Origin of the sequence: Streptomyces sp. NPDC006872 (assembly GCF_040635845.1) — a bacterium.
In the GTDB taxonomy this organism is placed as follows: Bacteria; Actinomycetota; Actinomycetes; order Streptomycetales; family Streptomycetaceae; genus Streptomyces.
Map to the genome: position 1 here is coordinate 426042 of NZ_JBEYIL010000006.1, position 20637 is coordinate 446678.

General features: G+C 71.8%; 19 protein-coding genes. 6 read left to right on the forward strand and 13 right to left on the reverse strand.

Annotation, left to right across the window (positions count from 1 at the left end; genetic code table 11):
* Nucleotides 1-47 precede the first annotated feature (47 nt).
* Together ABZ725_RS20650 and ABZ725_RS20655 are read right to left on the reverse strand one after the other, a co-directional pair.
* Nucleotides 48-1001, reverse strand: a complete 954-nt coding sequence (locus ABZ725_RS20650) for a hypothetical protein (RefSeq protein ID WP_358804035.1) — start codon at nt 999-1001, stop codon at nt 48-50.
* Nucleotides 998-1801 carry a phosphatase PAP2 family protein gene (locus tag ABZ725_RS20655; RefSeq protein WP_358804036.1) on the reverse strand — a complete coding sequence of 268 codons (804 nt, stop codon included), beginning with the start codon at nt 1799-1801 and terminating at the stop codon, nt 998-1000. Before ABZ725_RS20655 ends, ABZ725_RS20650 begins: the two co-directional genes overlap by 4 nt.
* Nucleotides 1802-2034: 233 nt before the next feature.
* Between ABZ725_RS20655 and ABZ725_RS20660 the strand changes: the two genes are divergently transcribed.
* On the forward strand, nt 2035-2661 hold the full coding sequence (locus ABZ725_RS20660; protein ID WP_351918837.1) for a TetR-like C-terminal domain-containing protein: 627 nt from the start codon (nt 2035-2037) through the stop codon (nt 2659-2661).
* Nucleotides 2662-2810: 149 nt separating this feature from the next.
* Here the strand turns inward: ABZ725_RS20660 and ABZ725_RS20665 are convergent, their stop codons facing one another.
* On the reverse strand, nt 2811-3857 hold the full coding sequence (locus ABZ725_RS20665) for a DUF2510 domain-containing protein (protein WP_358804037.1): 1047 nt from the start codon (nt 3855-3857) through the stop codon (nt 2811-2813).
* A gap of 307 nt (nt 3858-4164) precedes the next feature.
* Between ABZ725_RS20665 and ABZ725_RS20670 the strand changes: the two genes are divergently transcribed.
* Nucleotides 4165-6882 (forward strand): AAA family ATPase, encoded by a 2718-nt coding sequence (locus ABZ725_RS20670; protein WP_358804038.1) that lies wholly within the window; start codon nt 4165-4167, stop codon nt 6880-6882.
* 90 nt (nt 6883-6972) lie between these two features.
* Here the strand turns inward: ABZ725_RS20670 and pcaD are convergent, their stop codons facing one another.
* The 7 genes from pcaD to ABZ725_RS20705 all read right to left on the reverse strand — a co-directional run bounded on the left by pcaD (nt 6973) and on the right by ABZ725_RS20705 (nt 13573).
* Nucleotides 6973-8112 carry a 3-oxoadipate enol-lactonase gene (pcaD, locus tag ABZ725_RS20675; protein WP_358804039.1) on the reverse strand — a complete coding sequence of 380 codons (1140 nt, stop codon included), beginning with the start codon at nt 8110-8112 and terminating at the stop codon, nt 6973-6975.
* Nucleotides 8109-9413 (reverse strand): 3-carboxy-cis,cis-muconate cycloisomerase, encoded by a 1305-nt coding sequence (gene pcaB / locus ABZ725_RS20680; RefSeq protein WP_358804160.1) that lies wholly within the window; start codon nt 9411-9413, stop codon nt 8109-8111. Before pcaB ends, pcaD begins: the two co-directional genes overlap by 4 nt.
* Before the next feature lie 71 nt (nt 9414-9484).
* A complete protein-coding gene (pcaG, locus tag ABZ725_RS20685; protein ID WP_358804040.1) occupies nt 9485-10090 on the reverse strand; it encodes a protocatechuate 3,4-dioxygenase subunit alpha in 606 nt (201 codons plus the stop codon).
* 6 nt (nt 10091-10096) lie between these two features.
* Entirely contained in the window at nt 10097-10870 is a 774-nt protein-coding gene (gene pcaH, locus ABZ725_RS20690) for a protocatechuate 3,4-dioxygenase subunit beta (RefSeq protein WP_358804041.1), read from the reverse strand.
* Nucleotides 10871-10887: 17 nt separating this feature from the next.
* On the reverse strand, nt 10888-12102 hold the full coding sequence (locus ABZ725_RS20695) for a thiolase family protein (protein ID WP_358804042.1): 1215 nt from the start codon (nt 12100-12102) through the stop codon (nt 10888-10890).
* Entirely contained in the window at nt 12099-12746 is a 648-nt protein-coding gene (locus ABZ725_RS20700) for a CoA transferase subunit B (RefSeq protein ID WP_351918850.1), read from the reverse strand. Before ABZ725_RS20700 ends, ABZ725_RS20695 begins: the two co-directional genes overlap by 4 nt.
* Complete coding sequence (locus tag ABZ725_RS20705) at nt 12746-13573, reverse strand: CoA transferase subunit A (RefSeq protein ID WP_358804043.1); 828 nt, start codon at nt 13571-13573, stop codon at nt 12746-12748. The genes ABZ725_RS20700 and ABZ725_RS20705 overlap by 1 nt, the downstream gene beginning before the upstream one ends.
* Before the next feature lie 229 nt (nt 13574-13802).
* On the opposite strand from ABZ725_RS20705, the gene ABZ725_RS20710 reads away from it, so the two are divergent.
* Nucleotides 13803-14267, forward strand: coding sequence for a MarR family transcriptional regulator (locus tag ABZ725_RS20710; protein ID WP_358804044.1), 465 nt, complete (start codon nt 13803-13805; stop codon nt 14265-14267).
* 76 nt (nt 14268-14343) lie between these two features.
* Here ABZ725_RS20710 and ABZ725_RS20715 read toward each other — a convergent pair whose 3' ends face one another.
* The 3 genes from ABZ725_RS20715 to ABZ725_RS20725 form a co-directional block, all read right to left on the reverse strand.
* Nucleotides 14344-15372: a DUF3048 domain-containing protein gene (locus ABZ725_RS20715; RefSeq protein ID WP_358804045.1), complete on the reverse strand. Its 1029-nt coding sequence runs from the start codon at nt 15370-15372 to the stop codon at nt 14344-14346.
* Between the two features lie 269 nt (nt 15373-15641).
* A complete protein-coding gene (locus ABZ725_RS20720) occupies nt 15642-16742 on the reverse strand; it encodes an ATP-dependent DNA ligase (protein WP_358804046.1) in 1101 nt (366 codons plus the stop codon).
* 150 nt (nt 16743-16892) lie between these two features.
* Nucleotides 16893-17543, reverse strand: a complete 651-nt coding sequence (locus tag ABZ725_RS20725) for a PASTA domain-containing protein (protein ID WP_358804047.1) — start codon at nt 17541-17543, stop codon at nt 16893-16895.
* A gap of 187 nt (nt 17544-17730) precedes the next feature.
* Here ABZ725_RS20725 and ABZ725_RS20730 point away from each other — a divergent pair, with 187 nt between their 5' ends.
* The 3 genes from ABZ725_RS20730 to ABZ725_RS20740 all read left to right on the forward strand — a co-directional run bounded on the left by ABZ725_RS20730 (nt 17731) and on the right by ABZ725_RS20740 (nt 20629).
* A complete protein-coding gene (locus tag ABZ725_RS20730; RefSeq protein WP_358804048.1) occupies nt 17731-18474 on the forward strand; it encodes a hypothetical protein in 744 nt (247 codons plus the stop codon).
* Between the two features lie 638 nt (nt 18475-19112).
* Nucleotides 19113-20384 carry a S8 family serine peptidase gene (locus tag ABZ725_RS20735; RefSeq protein ID WP_358804049.1) on the forward strand — a complete coding sequence of 424 codons (1272 nt, stop codon included), beginning with the start codon at nt 19113-19115 and terminating at the stop codon, nt 20382-20384.
* On the forward strand, nt 20381-20629 hold the full coding sequence (locus ABZ725_RS20740) for a hypothetical protein (RefSeq protein WP_358804050.1): 249 nt from the start codon (nt 20381-20383) through the stop codon (nt 20627-20629). Before ABZ725_RS20735 ends, ABZ725_RS20740 begins: the two co-directional genes overlap by 4 nt.
* Nucleotides 20630-20637 lie beyond the last annotated feature (8 nt).

Genomic DNA, 20637 nt, shown 5'->3' on the forward strand with positions numbered 1-20637 from the left:
TTGTCGGTGGAGGAATGTGGCGCTCTGGAGAGCGCCACATTCCTGCACTACAGAGCGGTGAGGTGTCCCGGTTCGGACGTCGGCCGGGGCAGCAGCGCCGGCTCCGCCGACGCCGTCTCCGGCCGCAGGGCCAGCACCGCCGCCACGGGGTGGTCCTCGTCAGGGACGGCCAGGGGCTCGGGCTCCGGTGCGGCCCGCGAGAGCTGCACCACGCCCCACCCCGCGAGTCCCGCTCCGGCCAGCGCGAGCAGCACGCCCGCGGCCCCGCCCTGGAGCCGCTCGCCCAGGAGCACGAGGCCGATCGCCGCGGCGGCCACCGGGTTCGCCAGGGTCACCATCGCCAGCGGGGCGCCGAGGCCGCCGCGATAGGCGGTCTGCGACAGCAGCAGCCCGCCCGTCGCGAAGGTCGCGACCAGCAGCGCCACCCCGATCACCTGCACGCTGAGCAGCGGGCCCGAACGGTCCGTCGCGGCCACCGTCACCGTCTGGGTGAGCGCCGAGGCGACGCCCGAGGCGAAGCCGGACGCGGTCGCGTGCCGCAGCCCGGGCGTGGCGCCGGGCCGGGCCAGCAGCCCGATCAGCGCCGTCGTCGTCCCCGCCACGGCGACCGCCTCCGGCACGCTCAGGACGTCTTCCGGAGCCGGCCCCGACGCCGTGACCAGGATCGCGGCCAGCCCGGCCAGCGTGAAGGCGGTGCCCCGCCATTCGGCGGCGCTGACCCGGCGCCCGGCGACCCGGGCGCCCATCGGCACCGCCGCGACCAGGGTGAGCGCCCCGAGCGGCTGCACCACGGTGAGCGGCCCGTACTTGAGCGCGACGACGTGCAGCAGCGCGGCGGAGGCGTTCAGCCCCACCGAGGACCACCAGGCCCCGTTGCCGAGCAGCCGCAGCAGGCCCGTGCCGGGATTGCGGGAGGCCAGCCGCTCCTGGGCGACGGCGGCGGCCGCGTAGGCGGCGGCCGAGAACAGGGACAGGACGACGGCGACCAGGGTGGCGTTCATCGGCGCGCCCCCACCAGGACCGGCTCCTCGGCCGGGACGACGGTGTCCGCACCGGGTTCCGCCGTGGCGGCCGGGGCCGTGCGCCGGGGGGCGTGGATCAGCGCCAGCGCGAGCGAGAGCAGGACGCCCGCCACGATCGCGTCGAGCCAGTAGTGGTTCGCCGTGCCCACGATCACCAGCAGGGTCACCAGCGGATGCAGCAGCCACAGCCACCGCAGGCGCGACCGGGTGGCGACGATCAGGCCGATCGCGACCATCAGGGCCCAGCCGAAGTGCAGCGAGGGCATCGCCGCGAACTGGTTCGACAGATGGTCCGTCTGCGGCGGGCCGTACACCGACGGCCCGAACACGTGCGCGGTGTCGACCAGGCCCGTCGCCGCCAGCATCCGCGGCGGAGCGAGCGGGAACACGAGATGCACCGCCAGCGCGGCGGCGGTGACCACGGCCAGCACCCGGCGGGCCCACACGTAGTGGGCCGGCCGCCGCAGGTACAGCCAGACGAGGAAGGCCACCGTGGCCGGGAAGTGGACGGTCGCGTAGTAGGTGTTCGCGGCCTCGGCCAGGGCGTCCCCGTGCAGCAGCAGGGACTGCACCGAGCCCTCGCCGGGCAGCCGCAGCCACCGTTCGAGATGCCACACGTCGTGGGCGTTGCGGAAGGCCTCGGCGGTATGGCCGGCAGCCAGCTGCCTGCCGAACTTGTAGACGAGGAAGAGCCCTGCGACAAGCAGGAGCTCGCGGACTATGGGCGGCCGCGCCGGTGTGGCCGGCTCCGCTTCTGCAGGCTCGGTGCGGGCATTCATCCCCCGACCCCTTCGCTGACGGTGGTGCGTGTGAGGCGGTGCTGCCGTGCGCGTGACCCGTGCATACACCACCGATACGATTTCGTACCGATACGCCAGTGTACCGATACGCGCCCGTACCGGTACACTGGCGTATCGATTGACATAGGACACACTGGAGAAGAGGCCCCCGGCAGTCGGCAGGGACCTCGAGGCGAGTGGCCCGAGTGGCAGAGAAGCGAGGCGAAGAGCAGATGACGTCGCAGGCAGCGGACGGACCCGAGTCGGTCTCCGCCACGCGCCGCTCCAAGATCACGCCCGAGCGTGAGCGGGAGTTCTTCGACGCCGTCCTCGACCAGGTCCGCGAGTGCGGCTACGAGGCCGTCACCATGGAGGGCGTCGCCGCCACCACCCGCTGCAGCAAGTCCACGCTCTACCGGCAGTGGAAGACCAAGCCCCAGTTCGTGGTGGCCGCGCTGCGCGCCCGCCGGCAGGACCGGCTCACCGGCATCGACACCGGCTCGCTCGCGGACGACCTGCGCGAGGCCGCGCGGGCCACCGGCCGCTGGTCCGCCAACGAGACCAAACTGCTGCAGGCGCTCGGCCACGCCGTCACCGGCGACGAGGAACTCGCCTGTGCACTGCGCGAGGCGCTCATCGACCCCGAGATCGCCGCGCTGCGGGACATCCTGCGGCGCGGGGTCGAACGCGGCGAGATCGCCGGCGACCACCCGGCGCTGGAGTACATCCCGGCGCAGCTGTTCGGAGTGATCCGCGCACGTCCCGTCATCGACGGGCAGTACGCCGACCAGGAATACCTGGTCCGCTTCGTGGAGGCCGCCGTGCTGCCGGCGCTCGGCCTCACCGGGCCGACGACATGAGGCTCAGGCCGCCGTCCACGGGATGACTGGACGGCGACCTGTATCGCGCCGCACCGTGGGGACGGGGGCGGCGCGCACCACCGGCCGGGTGGGGCTCCCCTTTGAGCGGAGGGGCCCCCGCCCGGCCGACCGTGTCTGCACGGGCCCGGTCAGACGTCCTGTCCGCTGCCGCCGCCCGTCGACACCTTGATCCCCTTGGTGATCGTGTCGATGACGGACACGCTCTGGTCGGCGTCGACACCGAAGCGGAGCACCACCAGCCGCTTGGTGTCCGCGGGGGCCGGGAAGGCCAGCGACTCGACGTAGCCGTCCGCGCCCTTGCTGGTGACCGCCTTCCAGCGCACCAGATAGCCCTTCTGCCCGGCCACCGTCACCGCCTTCGAGGCGAGCACCGTGTGCGAGGTGATCGCGCCGTACGTCGTGCCGCCGTAGGACTCCTCGGCGTTGGCCGCGATGTCCGCCTTCGCGACCTCCTCCGCGGTGTCGCCCTTGGTCTCCAGGACCTCGACGGGCGCCGAGTACACGCCTCCCTTGGTGCAGGTCTTGGAGGTGTCGCCGGGGCACTTGTAGGAGGCGTCGGAGGTGATCTGCGCGCCGACGCTGAGCTCCTGGCCGGTCCAGCCGTCCGGTATGGGGATGCTGATCCCGTTGAGCGCGTCGGCCACCGAACCGCTCTTGATCTTCGGCGCTTCGGACGCCTCGGGCGAGGGAGACGCCCCGCCCGAACCGCCGGAGCCCCCCGAGCCGCCCGAGCCGCCGGAGTCGCCGAAGGGCCCGCCCTGGCCGCCGGAGCCGCCCTGTCCGCCCTGTCCGCCCGGGCCCTGGGCCGTGCCGCTGCCGCCGCCGGAGCCGTCGTTGGACAGCGCCCACACGCCGACCCCGATGCTGGCCAGGACCGCGACGGCCACGCCGACGGCTATCCCGGTCCGCAGCCCGCGCCGCGGCGCCGCGACCGGCGCCGCCGGATACCCCGGATACCCCGGCTGCCCCGGATACCTCGGCTGCCCCGGATACCCCGGGTACGCCGGATACGTTCCGTCGGCCGGGGTCTGCGCCGGCGGACCCCATACGGCGGCCGAGCCCGCGGCGCGGGTCTGGTCCGTCCATGCCTTGCCGTCCCACCAGCGTTCGGTGGCGGGACCGTCACTTGTCTGCCCCGGGTCGGGATACCACCCGGGAGGAGTCACCTGCGTCATGCCCCCACCGTATGAGGCATCGGTGAAAGCCGGATGAGAGGGAGGGCACTCTCTTGAAATCGGTTCCGGACATCCCGCCACCTGTCCGCCACCCTCCGCCACCCGCGTGGCGCGAATTCGACGTCAATTCGGTGCGCGTCACTCGCTGTTGACGTCATGGGGGCACATCCGCAGGCCCGCCGGGGCGTCCCGGGCCGTCCCCCGTCACTCGTGGAGGCGGACCTGCCCGGACCGCCCTCCGCGAGGGCCCCCGGACGGCTACGCTCGACGTCGGTACGTCGTTCGGGCGACTTGGGGAGGTAGCGGGATGACGGAGGTCAGGCCGGCGGCGGCCGCCTCGGCTTCCCTGTGGGAGCGCGACGAGGAAGTGGCCGCCATCGCAGAGGCGGTGGAGACACTCTGTGCCGACACGTCCTCCTCGGGGCACCTGCTGGTGCTCCGGGGCGAGGCGGGGTTCGGCAAGACCGCGTTGCTGGCCGAGACACGTCGCATCGCCGAGGACCGCGGCTGCGCCGTGTGGTCGGCCCGCGGCGGCGAGACACTGAGGTCCGTCCCCTTCAACGTGGTACGGCAGCTGCTCCAGCCGGCGCTGCTGTCCCTGCACCCGGAGGAGGCCCGCGAGTACCTCGGCGACTGGTACGACATCGCGGGCCCCGCCCTGGGCATAGCGGAACCCGGCGAGGGCCACGCCGACCCGCAGGGCGTGTGCGACGGCCTGGTGGCCGCCGTGACCCGGCTGGCCCGGCGGGACTACCCGCTGGTGCTGCTGGTCGACGACGCGCACTGGGCCGACCAGGAGACCCTGCGCTGGCTCTCCGTGTTCGTCGAACGCCTCGACGAGCTCGCCGTCCTGGTCGTCGTGGCCCGCAGGCCGGGCGAGGTGAAGGGCGAGGCCGCCCGCCACCTCGACGCCGTCGGCGAGGCCGCCGGCCGCGCCGTCACCGTCCTCAACGCGCTCACCCCGCCCGCGGTCGCCGGACTCACCAGGGCCACGCTCGGCGAGCACGCCGACGCCGCGTTCTGCCGTGAGGTGTGGGCGGTCACCGCCGGCAACCCCTACGAGACCGTCGAGCTCCTCGCCAAGGTCCGCGAGAGCCGACTGGAACCGAGCGAGTCCTCGGCCACCGAGCTGCGCCCCCTGAACCGCGCGGCCCGCGGCGGCGGCCTCGTCGACCGCCTGGAGACCCTGGGCATGGAGGCCCACAAGTTCGCCATGGCGGCCGCCATCCTCGGCGCCGACATCTCCGTCGCCCAGGCGGCCCGGCTCGCCGGCCTGGAGCGGGACGAAGCGGTGCGCTGTGCCGAACTGCTGCGCAACGCCCGCATCCTCACCGAACCCGACCCCGGCGCCGTCCCCGCGGACGACGGCGACCTGGAGTTCGTCCACCCGCTGATCGCCACCGCCGTCTACGACTCCATCCCCGGCGGCCTGCGCACCGCGATGCACGGCATCGCCGCCCAGGTCGTCACCGACGCCGGCAAGGGCCTCGCGGCCGCCTCCCGGCACCTGCTCCAGGTCCACGCGGACGGCGACGAGGAACTCGTCGAGCAGCTGCGCGAAGCCGCCCGTGAACACCTGTCCGTCGGCGCCCCCGACGCGGCCCGCCGCTGTCTGGAGCGGGCCCTGGAGGAACCGCCCGCCCCCGAGGTCCACGCGCGCGTGCTCTACGAACTGGGCTGCGCCACTCTCCTCACCGCGCCCGCCCGGACCATCGAACACCTGCGCACGGCACTCGCCACCCTGCCGGGCCTCGAGGGCGACGAACGCGTCGACGCCGTCTACCGCCTGTCCCAGGCCCTCCTGCACAACAACCAGTTGGAGGAGGCCGTCCGCACCGTCGAGGCGGAGGCCGCCCGGCACGCGCCCGGGCCGGCTCGGCTGCGGCTGCAGGCCGTGCAGTTCATGTGGGAGGGCGTCCACGCGGGGGAGGCGACCACACCGCGCCGTTCCGAGCGGCTCGCCGAGCTCGCCTCGACCTGCACCGGCCGGGACAACGCCGAACGCGCGCTGCTCATCCTGCGCGGCTTCGACGCCGTGACCCGCGGCGAGAACGCCGAGGAGGTCGCCGAGTTCTGCGACCGCGCCCTGGTCAACGGCAGCCTCGCCCCCGGGCTCGGCTGGACCGACCAGGAGTGGGGCATCGAGCTGCTGATGATGCTGGCCAGCTCCTACGCCTACACCGACCGGCTCGACCGCGCCGTCGGCCTCTTCAACGATGCCCTGCGCACCTATGTGTCGGCCGGCTGGAGCGGCGGCCACCTCGCGCTGGCCCACGCCTACCTCGGACTGGGCCTGCGCCGCCGGGGCCGGCTGAAGGAGGCGGAGGAGTCCCTCAGGGAATCCCTGCGGATCGCCGAACGCGTCGGCCGCGGCCTGCCCCTCTACTGGTCCGCCACCTGCAACCTCGTCGACACGCTGCTGGCCCGCGGCCATGTCGCCGAAGCCTGGGAGATCGCCGAACAGTACGACTTCGCCCCGCCCTACCCGTCGACGATCGTGCTGCCCGACCCCCGTTCCGTGCGCGGACGGCTGCTGCTGGCCGTCGGCCGCGTCAAGGACGGCATCAACGAACTGGAGGCGGCCGAGAAGGCGGCCGCCGTCCGCGGCCACCTCAACCCGGTGATGGTCCCCTGGGCCGTCGACCTCGCCCGTGCCCTGGCCGTCGAGGACCCGGCCCGCGCGAACCGGCTCGCCACCGAGGCCCGTCGCCAGGCCGAGCGCTTCGGCACCGACACCGCGATCGGCGAGGCCCTGCGCTGCGCCGCCGCTCTGGAGACCGGCCAGCGCGCGGTCCGGCTCGCCCAACAGGCCGTCACCTACCTGGAGTCCTCGCCCTGCCAGTACGAACACGCGGCCGCACGCGTCGAGTACGGCATCCTCTCCCGCTCGGTGTCCGAACTCGGCCGCGGTCTCACCCTGGCCCGGTCCTGCGGCGCGGACGGCCTGGCGGACAAGGCACAGCAGGCCCTGCACAGCCTGGGCGCGCCACAGGTGGGACTGGTCCCCGGACAGACACGGAGGTAGCGGTCTCGGACAGGGGCCGCGGACGAAGGCGTCCGCTTCCGGCCCTGCGCACGCGCGCAGGGCCGGAGGTGCCGGAAGGCACGATCCCTCTCACCCGGTCCCGGCTTCCCCCTCCGTGTCCTCCTCCGCCAGGACCCGCTGGGCCGTCGCGAACGCCGAGTTCGCCGCCGGGACCCCGCAGTAGACGGCCGTCTGGAGCAGGACGGCGCCGATCTCCTCCGGAGTCAGCCCGTTGCGCCGGGCCGCCCGTACATGCATGGCCAGCTCGTCGTAGTGGCCGTGCGCCACCAGCGCGGTCAGTGTGATCATGCTGCGCTCACGGCGGCTGAGCGTGGGATCGGTCCAGATCTCGCCCCAGGCATAGCGGGAGATGAAGTCCTGGTAACGCGCGGTAAACGTGTTCTGCCGGGCCTGCGCCCGGTCCACGTGCGTGTCGCCGAGCACCTCGCGCCGCACGGCCATGCCCCGCTTCGCCCCGCCGTCCAGATGGGCCCGCAGCGCGGTCAGCACGGCCTCCGGACACTGGGCGGGCGCGAGGTGAGCCGCCCCCGGCAGCTCGACCAGCGTGGCGTCCGGCGCCGCGTCCGCGATCTCCCGCAGATGCGCGGGCGGCGTCGCCTGATCCTTGCGCCCGGCGATCAGCAGGGTCCGTACGGCGAGCTCCGGCAGCCGCTCGCGCACATCGAACGCGCCCAGCGCGTCACAGCACGCGGCGTAGCCCGCCGGGTCCGCGTCGCGGTGGTCGGCGACCAGCTCCGGCACGGTGAACCCCGGGGTGAACCAACGGGCGTTCGCGGTCTCGGCGAGCCCCGCCAGTCCCTCGCGCCGCACCAGCGCGGCCCGCTCCTCCCACGGCTTCGACCCGTTGAAGTGGGCCGACGAGCAGATCACCGCCAGCGACGACACCCGCTCCGGGTGGTCCAGCGCCAACTGCAGACCCACCGCGCCGCCCAGCGACACGCCCGCATACGCGAACCGCTCCACGCCGAGCGAGTCGGCCAGCGCCAGCACCAGGTCGGCGAGGTCGCCCACGGTCGCGCCGGGGCCGATCAGGTCGGCGGCCGAGCCCCCGTGTCCGGGCAGGTCCCAGCGGATCACCCGGTGCGTGATGGACAGCTCGGGGGCGACCTTGTCCCACAGCGCGTACGACGTGCCCAGCGAGGGGCCGAGCAGCAGCGGGGGAGCGGAAGTCGGTCCCTCCGCACGGTGGTTGAGCAGTTTCTCGGTCAACGTCGCTCCAGCGCACGGTCGGTGAGGGCTCCGGCGGAGCCGGTGTAGCGGGCGGGGTCGGTGAGGTCGCCGAGGTCGACGCCCTTCAAGTCGGGCTCCTCGGCCAGGAGTTCGGCCAGCGGACGGTTCTCCGCATAGGTGCGTCGGGCCAGCTCGGTGAGGAGTTCCCGGGCGCGGGCCCGGCCCAGCAGGGCGGACAGCTCGGCGGACAGCCGCTCGGAGACGATCAGCCCGTGGGTGAGATCGAGGTTCGAGCGCATCGCGTCCGCGTCCACCCGCAGCCCCTCCGTCAGCTCGGCCGCGTCCCGGGCGGCCCCGCCGACCAGCCGCAGCAGATCCCTGAGCGGCTCCCACTCGGCGTGCCAGGCCCCGGCCGGCCGTTCGTCGTCCGCCACCAGCGCCCCGAACAGCGTGGCCGCGAGCTGCGGGCCGCGCCGGGCGGCGGCCGCGATCAGTGTGGACCGTATGGGATTGGCCTTGTGCGGCATGGCCGAGGAACCGCCCCCGCTGCCCTCCGCCAGCTCGCCGATCTCGGTGCGGGCGAGGGTGAGGACGTCCGTCGCGATCTTCCCCAGGGCGCCCGCCGTGAAGGCGAGGCAGCCGGCCAGGTCGGCGATCGGCGTCCGCAGGGTGTGCCACGGCAACAGGGGTGGCCGCAGCCCGAGTTCAGCGGCGAACGCGGCGGGCAGTGCGGTCGCGTCGACGGCGCCGTACGCGGCGAAGGCCGCCAACGTACCGGCGGCGCCGCCCAGTTGGGCGGGCAGCGCGTCCCGTACGGCAGTCACCCGGTCGCGTGCGTCCAGCACCAGCGACCGCCAGCCGGCCGCCTTCAGCCCGAACGTGGTCGGCACGGCGTGCTGGGTGAGCGTCCGGCCGGGCATCGGCGTGTCGCGGTGCTCGGCGGCGAGCCGGGCCAGCGCCCGCCCGGTGCGGTCGAGGTCGGCCAGGACGAGGTCGAGGGTGCGCACCGCGACCAGCATCGTCGCGGTGTCCATGATGTCCTGGCTGGTCGCGCCCCGGTGGACGTACGGGCCGAACTCCTCGCCGACCGCCTTCGTCAGGTCGGCGACCAGCGGGATCACCGGGTTTCCGCCGGCGCGGGCGCGCTCGGCGAGGAAACGCACGTCGAAACCGCTGTCGTCGGCCGCCGCGGTGACCGCCGCCCCGGCCCCCTTCGGGGCCGGCCCCAGCGCCTCCTGGGCGCGGGTCAGCGCGGCCTCCGCGTCGAGCAGCGCCCGCAGAAAGGCGCCGTCACCGGTCGCGGAGGCGGCGGGGGAACCGGTCCACCCGGGGGCGAGCAGCCCGGCGTCGGCCCGAGAGCCGGACGAGGCCTCGGAGCGAGCGCCGGACGAAGCATCGGACTGCGCAGCTGTCACTGGAACTCCAGGAAGACCGTTTCGCCCTCGCCCTGAAGGCGGATGTCGAAACGGTAGGGCCCCAGCGCGCCGCGCGTCGCGATCAGCGTGTCGCGCCGCGCCGGATCCACCTGCCGCAGCAGCGGGTCGGCGGCCAGCGCGGCCTCGTCGCCCGGCAGATAGATCCGGGTGAACAGATGGACGAGCAGACCGCGCGCGAACACGCACACGCTCAGATACGGCGCGCTCCGGCCCCGCGCTCCGGGCCGCAGCGTCCGCGCCGACCAGTGGCCGTTCGCATCCGTCTGGATCCGGCCCCAGCCCGTGAACTCGACGCCGTTGCGGCCGAGGAAGCCGCCGCTCGACGGATCGCGCCGCATCGAGCCGTCGACCTGCGGCAGATTGCCCTCGGGGTCCGCGCCCCACAGCTCCAGGAACGCGTCCGGCAGCGGGTTGCCCTCACCGTCGTACACATAGCCCTGCAACGCGATCGTGTCCGGGTGGCCGGCCGGGGCGATGTCACCGCCGCCCGGGAACGGCAGGGCGTGGCCGTAGAACGGGCCGACCGTGTGCGACGGAGTGGGCAGCACGCTCTCCGGACGGCTTGTGTCGATCTTCGTCATGGCAGGTCAGCGTCCTTCTTCGATCCAGGTGGCGTGCGGCCCGTCGAGCACGATGTCCCAGTGGTAGCCCATCGAGAACTCCGGCACCGACAGGCTGTGGTCGTAGGTCGCGACCAGCCGCTGGCGGGCCGCGTCGTCCGTCACCGACTGGATGATCGGGTCGTACGGGAACAGCGGGTCGCTCGGGAAGTACATCTGCGTCACGAGCCGCTGGGTGAACGCCGAGCCGAACAGCGAGAAGTGGATATGGGCCGGCCGCCAGGCGTTGACGTGCTGACGCCACGGGTAGGGGCCCGGCTGGACCGTGGTGAAGCGGTAGAAACCGCTGTCGTCGGTCAGCGTGCGGCCGACGCCCGTGAAGTTCGGATCCAGCGGCGCGTCGTGCTGCTCGCGCTGGTGCGCATAGCGACCCGCCGAGTTGGCCTGCCAGATCTCGACCAGCTGACCGCGGACCGGACGTCCGTCGCGGTCCAGCAACCGGCCGGAAACCGTGATCCGCTCACCGATCGGCTCGCCGTTGTGCTGCCGGGTCAGATCGTTGTCGATCTCGGTGATGTCCCGCTCGCCGAACGCGGGGGAGGACAGCTCCACCAGCTCCGGGTCCTGGCTCACGTCGATGGCGACGGGCGGCTGTTTCGGGTGGCGCAGGACGGAGGAGCGGTACGGCGCGTAGTCGCGGCGCGGCTGGTGCTCGACGGGGGCGCCGTCGGCGATGCGCTTCTCGTAGGCGGCGTGCTCGGCCGCGATCTCCTGGTCGATGTCATGCTGCGTGAGAGTCATGGGGTTTCCTGGGTTTCTCAGCGTTCGAGGACGAGGGCGAGGCCCTGGCCCACGCCGATGCAGAGGGTGGCGACACCGACGCCGCCGCCCCGACGGGCGAGCTGATGGGCGACGGTGCCGGCGAGCCGGGCGCCCGAGGCACCGAGCGGGTGACCGAGGGCGATCGCGCCGCCCTGCGGATTGAGGACCGCCGGGTCGAACTCGGGCCACTCGGCGACGCAGCCGAGCACCTGGGCGGCGAAGGCCTCGTTCAGTTCGAGCACCGACAGATCGTCAAATCCCTTGCCCGCCTTGGCGAGTGCGCGGTTGACGGCCTCGACGGGGGCCAGCCCGAAGTAGTGCGGGTCGATCGCGGACACCCCGGTGGCGCTGATGCGCGCCAGCGGTTCGCGGCCGGTCGCTTTCAGTCCCTCCTCGTCCACGAGCAGCAGAGCGGCGGCGCCGTCGTTCAGGGGCGACGCGCTGCCGGCCGTCACGGTGCCGTCCTCCGTCCGGAACGACGGCTTGAGCTTCGACATCGCCTCCAGCGAGGCGTCCGGCCGTACGCATTCGTCGGCGGCGAAGACGACCGGGTCGCCCTTGCGGCGCGGGATCGACACGGGCGCGAGCTCGGCGTCGAACAGGCCCGCCTGCTGAGCGGCGGCGGCCTTGCGATGGCTGGCCAGGGCGAACTCGTCCTGCTGGGCGCGGCTGATCTTGTGCTTGTCGGCGATGAGCTCGGCCGACTCGCCCAGCGGGATCGTCCACTGCGGATCCATCCTCGGGTTGACCATCCGCCAGCCCAGCGTGGTCGAGTACAGCTCGGCGTGCCCGGCGGGAAACGCCCGATCCGACTTCGGCAGCACATACGGCGCCCGGGTCATCGACTCCACCCCACCGGCGACGGCGACGGAGGCGTCGCCGACCGCGATGGCGCGGGCCGCCTGGACGACCGCCTCCAGGCCGGAGGCGCACAGCCGGTTGACGGTGACACCCGGCACCGAGGTGGGCAGGCCCGCGAGCAGCGCGCCCATGCGGGCGACGTTGCGGTTGTCCTCGCCTGCCCCGTTGGCGTTGCCGAAGTACACGTCCTCGACCCGTGCGGGGTCCAACGCGGGCGTACGGGCGAGGAGTTCACGGATGGCGTGCGCGGCGAGGTCGTCCGGGCGCACCGAGGCCAGAGCGCCGTTGTAGCGCCCGATCGGGGAGCGGACGGCGTCGACGATGTAAACGGTCTTGAGAGTGTTGCTCATGACTGGATCCCCTCGGCCACCCGGACCTTGGCGGCGGTCTTGGTCGCGATCTCCTCGGCGGTGACACCCGGCGCGGTCTCCACCAGCAGCAGTCCCTCCTCGGTGACGTCGAGGACGCCGAGGTCGGTGATGATCCGGTTCACGCATGCCTTCCCGGTCAGCGGCAGCGCGCAGTCGGCCAGGATCTTGGGGCTGCCGTCCTTGGCGGTGTGGGTCATGACGACGATGACCGTACGGGCGCCGTGCACCAGATCCATCGCCCCGCCGATACCGGTGATCATCTTGCCGGGGATCGCCCAGTTCGCCAGGTCGCCGCGCTCGGAGACCTGCATCGCGCCGAGCACGGCCACGTCGATGTGTCCGCCGCGGATCATGCCGAACGACAGTGCCGAGTCGAAGTAGGACGCGCCCGGCAGGACCGTGACGGTCTCCTTGCCGGCGTTGATCAGATCCGGGTCGACGGCGTCCTCGGTGGGGTAGGGCCCGGTGCCGAGGATGCCGTTCTCGCTCTCCAGCACCACCTCGACGTCGGCCGGGAGGTAGTTGGGGATGAGCGTCGGCAGTCCGATGCCGAGATTGACGTACTGGCCGTCCTGAAGCTCGCGCGCGGCGCGGGCGGCCATCTGCTCGCGTGTCCAGCCCATCACTCGCTCACCGTTCCCTCTGCCGCCGTTCCCTCTGCGGCGGTTTCCTGTGCTGCGGTTTCCCGTGCGGCGGGCGTGGAGATCGTCCGCTGCTCGATCTTCTTGTCAGCGGCCTGCTCAGGGGTCAGCGCGATCACGCGTTGCACGAAGACGCCCGGCAGATGCACCGCGTCCGGGTCGATCTCCCCGGGCTCGACCAACTCCTCGACCTCGGCGATCGTGATCTTCCCGGCCATCGCGGAGAGAGGGTTGAAGTTGCGGGCGGACTTGTTGAACACGAGGTTGCCGTGCCGGTCGCCCTTCGCGGCCCTGACCAGCGCGAAGTCGGTGCGGATGCCGCGCTCCAGCACATACTCCACGCCGTCGAACTCCCGGACCTCCTTCGGCGGCGAGGCCAGCGCGACGCCGCCCGCACCGTCGTAACGCCAGGGCAGCCCGCCCTCGGCGACCTGCGTGCCCACGCCCGCGGGGGTGAAGAAGGCGGGGATGCCGGCGCCGCCGGCCCGCAGCCGCTCGGCCAGCGTGCCCTGCGGGATCATCTCGACCTCGAGCTCACCGCCCAGGTACTGGCGGGCGAACTCCTTGTTGGCGCCGATGTAGGAACCGGTTACCCGGGCGATCCGCCCGGCGGCGAGCAGCACCGCGAGGCCCGACTCCATCGCACCGCAGTTGTTGGAGACGACCGACAGTCCGGCGACGCCCCGCTCGTACAGGGCCTGGATGAGGACGTTGGGCACGCCGCTCAGCCCGAATCCACCCACTGCCAGCGACGCGCCGTCCGGCACGTCGGCCACCGCCTCCAGGGCCGTGGCGACCACCTTGTCCATGCGTGCAGCCTCATCTCTGCGAATTAATCAGCGCACTGAGCATTTCAGCGAGGTTTCTCACGCTGCCATCCGAGCGCCGAGGCGTCAAGGACTTGGATGAGGTCTTGAGGCCTTGAGGCCTTTGGGTGATGGCTTCGGTCTCGGTCCGGCACGGAGACAGGCGGGCGCGGGTTGGGTATTGTTCAGTACACAGACTAATTGGGGATTGATTCGGACGACGGGAGTGCACATGGCCGCGGTGGACCTCACCAGCCACCCCGGGCACCTGGCCCGACGGCTGCAGCAGGCGCACTACCTGCTGTGGAACACGATGGTCTCCGAGGAGATCACCTCCCCGCAGTTCGCGGTCCTCAACGCGCTCGTCGCCGAGCCGGGCCTCGACCAGCGCACGGTGGGGGAGCGGGTGGGGCTCGACCGCTCCACCGTCGCCGAGGTCATCAGCAGGCTCATCCGCCGAGGGCTCCTCGACAAGGTCCGCGACCCGCAGGACGGCCGCCGTTTCCTGCTGGGGCTCACCGAGGACGGACTGCGCACCCACCGCAAGCTGACCGTGCGCACGGCCCGGATGAACCAGGTCTTCCTGTCCCCGCTCTCGGCCGCGGAGCAGACCCAGTTCCTCGAACTCATCCAGCGCGTCTCGGACGCGGCGGAGGGGCTGCGCAATCCGGGGGAACCGCTGGTCTCGTCGTCCTGACGGGGCTGGTGGGCGGGCAGGCGGGCCGGGCCGATGGCGGGCGGGCCGGGCCCGATGGCGGGTCGGCCGGGCCCGATCAGGGTGCCTTCGCGAGCACCACCCATACCTGACCGGGGGCGAAGGCGACCGGCTTGCCATCGGCGGTCGTGAAGTCCGTGCCGTCCGTCGCCGTCGCCCGCGTCCAGTTCACGTAGTAAGCGCGTCCGTCGCGCAGCACCTCCGCCCTCCCCGAGCCCACCGTCTCGGTGTACGGCGTGTTGTTTCCGAGGAAGTCCTGGAAGCCCGACGCGCGCACCTTCACGTACTGCACGACCACCGTGGCCGGGGCCGACCGCCGCCCGTCGGCCGACACGGTCGGCGCGCCGTCCGTCGCGACCAGCCAGCGTGCCCTGCTCTCGGACCAGGTGAAGGTGAAGCGGGCCGCCGGGTAGCGCACGGTGCGCGAGGCCGCCGCCTCGCCGCCGGAGGGCGCAGCTCCGTAGCGGAAGCCCGTGGTCAGCGCGGCGGCGCCCGGGGCGGAGGGCAGCAGACGGCTCGGTCGCAGGTAGAGGTTGTGCGGCGCGGCCCGGTCCGCTCCCCGGAAGTAGGCGCCGGACGCGTCCTCGGGCGTGACGGCGTCCAGCGGCGCCCTGTCGATCAGCGGCAGCAGCCTGCCCTGCGCGCCGGAGAACGCCAGCAGCGGCTGCTCGAACTGGCGCAGCAGCTCCAGATCGGACTCACGGGCGCTGCGCACCGGACCCACGGCCTCGGGCAGCGTGGTCGCGTACACGGCCATCAGCCGGCTCAGCCCGCCTTCGACCTGCTCGACGTACACGATGTCCGCGGAGTCGAGGCCGGTCTGCGGCCGGGCCTCCGGCGCGTTGTCGACCTTCACGGCGAGCACGGAGCCGACGCCGGTAGTGGGGCTGGCGGTACCGCTCGGGTTCTGCTGTTTCGACGCGTTCAGGCCGTCGTCGTGCTTCGACGGCTCGCGGCTCGTCGTGCAGCCCGCCGCGAGGGATATCGCCAGGGCGGTGGCCAGCGCCGTCGCCAGCAGCGCCGCGGCAGCCGGGGAGCGCGGGGCGCGCCCTCCGCGCGCCGTACGTCTCGAACGACTCCTGCCCATTTCGTTCACCCCGTTTCGTGTTTCGATTGTGCGCTCATTCGTTCGAAAGTGGCTATGCGTGACGGCGGACGGCGGACGGCGGACGGCGGGCGGCGGCGGGCGGACGGCGGAGGGCGCGGCCCTGTGGCGGCGGGCGGCAGGTGGCCGGTGGCCGGTGGCGGGCGGCAGGCGGCAGGTGGAGCGTTCCGGAAGACGACCGTCGGCTGTCGGGTGGCTGTCGCGGGACGGCGCGGTGAGGATCCTGATGACATCGTGAAACCGGTTGTGGATCAGGTCGGTTCGGTGGGCGGTGTGGCCGTTGTGGGCGGTGTCCCGAGGATCTCGGCCAGGTCATAGCGCACCGGCTCCTCCAGCTGCGCGTAGGTGCAGCTCTCCGGGGTGCGGTCCGGGCGCCAGCGGCGGAAGCGGGCGGTGTGCCGGAACCGCGCCCCGTTCTCCATGTGGTCGTACGCCACCTCGGCCACCCGCTCGGCCCGCAGCGGCACCCAGGACAGGTCCTTCTTGCCCGACCAGCGGCTCGGCGCCCCGGGCAGCCGCGCCGACTCGTGGGCGGACTCGTCCGACCAGGCCGCCCACGGATGCCCGGCCGCGTCCGCCATGCGCAGCGGCTCCAGTTCCTCGATCAGCTCCGCCCGGCGCTTCATCGCGAAGGCGGCGGACACACCGACGTGCTGGAGCACGCCCCGGTCGTCGTACAGGCCCAGCAGCAGTGAGCCCACCACCGGCCCGCTCTTGTGGAAGCGGTAGCCGGCGACGACGACGTCCGCGGTGCGTTCGTGCTTGATCTTGAACATGGCGCGCTCGTCCGGGAGGTAGCGCAGGGTGAGCGGCTTAGCGATCACACCGTCCAGGCCCGCGCCCTCGTATTCCTCGAACCACTGCCGCGCCACCTCGGCGTCGGTCGTCGCCGGCGCCACGTGCACCGGGGGCGTCACTCCGGCGAGCGCCCTGGTCAGCAGCTCACGCCGGTCGGCGAGGGGTACGTCGAGGAGCGACTTGTCGGCCAGCGCCAGGAGGTCGAAGGCGACGAACGACGCCGGGGTCCGCTCGGCGAGGGTGCGCACCCGGGAGGCCGCGGGGTGGATGCGCTCGGTGAGGGCGTCGAAGTCGAGCCGCCCCTCCCGGGCGATGACGATCTCGCCGTCCAGCACGCACCGCTCCGGCACCCGCTCCCGCAACGCCTCCACCAGCTCGGGAAAGTATCTGGTAAGCGTTTTCCCGGTGCGACTGCCCAGCTCCACCTCGTCCCCGTCGCGGAAAACGATCGCCCGGAAGCCGTCCCACTTCGCCTCGTACTGCATGCCCGGCGGGATCGCCGCCACCGACTTGGCGAGCATCGGTTTCACGGGCGGCATCACCGGCAGATCCATGTTTCCGACTCTACGAGCCGCGCATGGTGTCCGCTCGTTACGCCGGCCCGCCCGGAAACAGCGCTCAGGGTCCCGTCCGGCGCGGGCCGGCCCACCGCCGGAAGCGGCGAATCGTCGCGGGCCCGGGTCCACCGCCGGGGCCCGGTTCGGTCAGGGGCAGTTCTCGCCGAACTTGACCGCGGTGAACTCGACCGGCTGCCCGGACGACTTCGCCCCGGCGGCGGGCTGCTGCGTGCACACCTGCCAGTTCGACTCCACGAGCACGAAACGGTCGTCGCCGGATGCGTCGGTGACGGTGACGGAGGTGCCGGAGTCGAGCGCGTGGCGTGCGGCCTTCACCGACTTCCCCGTGAAGTCCGGCATGGTCGCCCCGGCCTCGGCCGGCGCGGTCTCGTCCTCGGCCGGGCAGGTCTCGTCCAACTTGACGGCGCCGAAGTCGAGTTCGGTGTCCGTCGGCACGGTCTTCCCGGCTGCAGGCGTCTGGGAACAGACTTTCCAGCCGCGGTCGAGGATCTGGTTGCGCTCGCGGCCGAGGGAGTCGTGCGAGGTGAGGCTGCGGAACCCGGCGGCCTGGGCGGTGTCTTGGGCGGACTGAAGGCCCATGCCGACGAACCCGGGGACTGTCTTCGTGTCGGCGGTGGCCTTGGCGTCGCCGCTGCTCGGGGTCGTCCCGGCGCCGGTTTCGGCCCCCGGGATTCCGCTGCCTCCGCTCGTGGCACCGTCGTCGTCGCAGGCGGATCCGATGCCGCCGAGAACGATGACGCCCGCGACGATTCCGCCGACGAGTTTCCAGTTGGCCATGCTTGCCCCCCTTGGTGCGGGTTGTGATGAAGGGTGAGCGTACGGTCGCTATGGGCGCGGTGGTGCCCAAGCGGCGGGTCTGTGACCTGAACGGGTGGGGCAAGTCGGCGGCGTGCGCGCCTCGGTGGCCCGCACTCCGGGGAGGGGGGAAGCGGCATCGCCTCCCTCCGCATGGTTGGATTCCCGCATGACGGACTGGTCGCAACTCAGCCACGCATACGGCTCCGCGGAGGACATACCCGCACAGCTGGACCGTCTCGCCTCGGACCCCACCCCCGAGTTGTGGAGCGATCTGTGGTCGTCGCTCTGCCACCAGGGCAGCGTCTATTCGGCGAGCTTCGCGGCGCTGCCCTGGCTGGCCGACGTGGCCGGCGGGGACGATCCCGGGCAGACCGTGAACGCACTGACCCTGGCGGGCGCGATCATGGCGGGCGCAGAGCCGTCGCATGAACCCGGCGATGTCCGGACGGAGCACGCGGCCGCGATCGCGGCCCTGTTGTCGCTGGCGAACGACGGTCTTCGGACCGCGTCCGACTCCACCGAGTACATCTATCTTCTGGAAGCTGTACTGAGCTTCGAAGGCGTGGAGGGCTGGGGCGAGGATCTGGCCTGGGGGCTGGTGAACGAGGAGTATCAGGTTTCCTGCCCCGGCTGTGAAACGGATCTGTTCATCGTCATCGGTGAACGCGGTTACTTCGCCTGCAGTGCCGACTACGCGTTGGCGGACGACGACGAAGACGTCGAGAGCAGGCCCCTGCGCCCGGCGAACCCCGCGGAGCTGGACGGCATCGGTCGTCGCCTCCACGATGTCGCCCTCGCCGACGGTCAGCACGAGGTCGCCGGCGCGCTGACCTATGTCTTCGGTGACGGGACATGCCCTGATTGCGAGGCGGACTTCTCGGTGGCAGCGCAGATCGGTGAGCACTGGTAGGTCATCCGGAGTTCCATAAACGGTTCCACAAAACGCGAGAGCGTGACAGCGTTCCGGTGGGCCCGGACCCGCCTACTCCGCAGGTCATAGACATGCTGGTCAGAAGGGGTGCCCCTCAATGAGGAGCACCCCTTCTGCGTGGGGCTGTCTCACCTTGATGCAGCTCTGTTGCGTTGTTGATCAGTGCGTGTGGACCAGGCATGGACCAGGTTTATGCCCACGCCAGCTCGCTTACCAGGCTCTCCTGGCCAGCCAGATGGGATGCCTCGGTGTCGTTGCAACAGCGATCTGCACGAACGGCGGAGTGTTGGATTGGTCCAGGTAGGCGGCATCTCTGGAAAACCAGGCAGGCGGGAGAGGGACGGTGCTCCTCCTGCCACGAACGGCGGCACTGTGTTGTGAGGCTCCGTACCCGGTGCGACGGTTACAGGGGCGATGCCGACAGCCTTACAGATGGAGTGCCTTGCAGGCGACGGCACTACACGTCGATTCACGCGACGGAACCGCGCGCCCCACCGTCCTTAGCGCCTGACGCCGTGAATCGGAGCGTGCCCAAAAACCGGGAGAAGAAAGCGAGAAATTCGATGGCAAACGGCCCCATGGACAGGCGCGCCTTCGGAGGGTGGCCTGATCGGCCCATGACGACCCAGGGCACGGAGTACACCGGCCGGTACGTGGTCCTGCTCGACCCGGGTGGCCAGGAGAGCGGGCTGAACGCATTGCGTTCCTCCGCCGACATCGCGTCCGTCGAGCGTGTCCGGGGAACCGAGACTGCAAACGTTGCCGAACTGCTTGAGCGCCCTGACGTCTCGGTTCTTTTCGAAGAACTCGGCGCTGTCGTCGTCGAGGTGCGGCCCGAACAGCGCCATGCGCTGGTGACCACGGCCGAGGCGGAATCCTCGATCATCGCGGCGGAACCGGAGCGCATGATCTATGCAACGGCGATCACCGCTCCGCAGCAGGCACCGACCGAGTTCTTCCCGGCCTACCGGAGCGACGAGGACGTGGTCTATCGACGCACCAGAGCCGAAATGGCCGTTGCCCAGGGCCCGGCTTGGGACGAGCAGAACTGGACCTGGGGCCTTCAAGCGATCCGGGCCAATCTCTCCAGTTTGACCGGTCGAGGTGTGAAGATCGCCCTCCTGGACACCGGCGTGGACACCGACCATCCAGACCTGGTCGGGCGCATTGAGGCATCGGCCTCATTCGTGCTCGGTGAGACTGTCGAGGACGGCAATGGCCACGGCACACACTGCATCGGCACTGCGGCCGGTCCGGCAAATCCCCAGCAGGGGCCCCGCTACGGAGTGGCCTGCGACGCCGAAATCCTCGTAGCGAAGGTACTCAGCAATGCGGGCAATGGCACCGACGGCCAGATTCTGGCGGGCATGGCCTGGGCTGTTGCCCACGGTGCACGGGTGATCTCCATGTCGCTCGGTGCTCGGGTCAGGCCGGGTGAGCTCTTCTCACAGACGTACGAAAAGCTGGCGCAGCGCGCGCTCGAGCGCGGGACGGTGATCGCCGCTGCCGCCGGCAACGAAAGTAATCGGCCTGCGCACATCGAGCCGGTCAGTCGGCCCGCCAACTGCCCCTCCATCCTCGCGGTATGCGCGCTCGACAAGGGGCTCACGCCATCGTTTTCCTCCAACGGAGGTATCAACGGCCAAGGCGGCGAGATCAATATCGCTGCGCCCGGCACGGATGTGCGCTCGGCTGCCCCTGGCGGAGGCCACCAGAACGTGAGCGGCACCAGTGCGGCAACGCCGCATGTTGCGGGTGTCCTCGCACTGCTCGCCCAGGCCAACCCCAATGCTTCTGCAGCCGAACTCAAGGCCAGCGTCCTTTCCGGTGTGTTCCCACTGACGCAGCCTGCCGGCGACGTCGGCTCGGGTCTGCTCCAGGCGCCGTGAGTGAATCGTCCCAGTCCGGGCTGATCGGGGTCATCCTTGCGGTCGACCCCGACCGGTTTGCGGAAGTAGTCGAGGCCTTGCAGCGGGCTGGGTTGACGGTCACTGGCGAGCAGCCGATCCTTGCCACGCTATCCGGCACCGTCGCGGAGAACCGGATATCAGCCCTGCAGGCGGTCGACGGCGTCGAATCCGTCGACCGGGAGCGCACCATCCATCTGCCCCCACCCGAATACCCGATTCAGTGAGCGAGGAA

Bases quoted from the DNA above. Each gene is read 5' to 3' on its own strand.
- ABZ725_RS20650 (WP_358804035.1), bottom strand. From the start codon at position 1,001: ATGAACGCCACCCTGGTCGCCGTCGTCCTGTCCCTGTTCTCGGCCGCC.
- ABZ725_RS20655 (WP_358804036.1), bottom strand. From the start codon at position 1,801: ATGAATGCCCGCACCGAGCCTGCAGAAGCGGAGCCGGCCACACCGGCG.
- ABZ725_RS20660 (WP_351918837.1), top strand. From the start codon at position 2,035: ATGACGTCGCAGGCAGCGGACGGACCCGAGTCGGTCTCCGCCACGCGC.
- ABZ725_RS20665 (WP_358804037.1), bottom strand. From the start codon at position 3,857: ATGACGCAGGTGACTCCTCCCGGGTGGTATCCCGACCCGGGGCAGACA.
- ABZ725_RS20670 (WP_358804038.1), top strand. From the start codon at position 4,165: ATGACGGAGGTCAGGCCGGCGGCGGCCGCCTCGGCTTCCCTGTGGGAG.
- pcaG (WP_358804040.1), bottom strand. From the start codon at position 10,090: ATGACGAAGATCGACACAAGCCGTCCGGAGAGCGTGCTGCCCACTCCG.
- pcaH (WP_358804041.1), bottom strand. From the start codon at position 10,870: ATGACTCTCACGCAGCATGACATCGACCAGGAGATCGCGGCCGAGCAC.
- ABZ725_RS20695 (WP_358804042.1), bottom strand. From the start codon at position 12,102: ATGAGCAACACTCTCAAGACCGTTTACATCGTCGACGCCGTCCGCTCC.
- ABZ725_RS20700 (WP_351918850.1), bottom strand. From the start codon at position 12,746: ATGGGCTGGACACGCGAGCAGATGGCCGCCCGCGCCGCGCGCGAGCTT.
- ABZ725_RS20705 (WP_358804043.1), bottom strand. From the start codon at position 13,573: ATGGACAAGGTGGTCGCCACGGCCCTGGAGGCGGTGGCCGACGTGCCG.
- ABZ725_RS20710 (WP_358804044.1), top strand. From the start codon at position 13,803: ATGGCCGCGGTGGACCTCACCAGCCACCCCGGGCACCTGGCCCGACGG.
- ABZ725_RS20715 (WP_358804045.1), bottom strand. From the start codon at position 15,372: ATGGGCAGGAGTCGTTCGAGACGTACGGCGCGCGGAGGGCGCGCCCCG.
- ABZ725_RS20720 (WP_358804046.1), bottom strand. From the start codon at position 16,742: ATGGATCTGCCGGTGATGCCGCCCGTGAAACCGATGCTCGCCAAGTCG.
- ABZ725_RS20725 (WP_358804047.1), bottom strand. From the start codon at position 17,543: ATGGCCAACTGGAAACTCGTCGGCGGAATCGTCGCGGGCGTCATCGTT.
- ABZ725_RS20730 (WP_358804048.1), top strand. From the start codon at position 17,731: ATGACGGACTGGTCGCAACTCAGCCACGCATACGGCTCCGCGGAGGAC.
- ABZ725_RS20735 (WP_358804049.1), top strand. From the start codon at position 19,113: ATGACGACCCAGGGCACGGAGTACACCGGCCGGTACGTGGTCCTGCTC.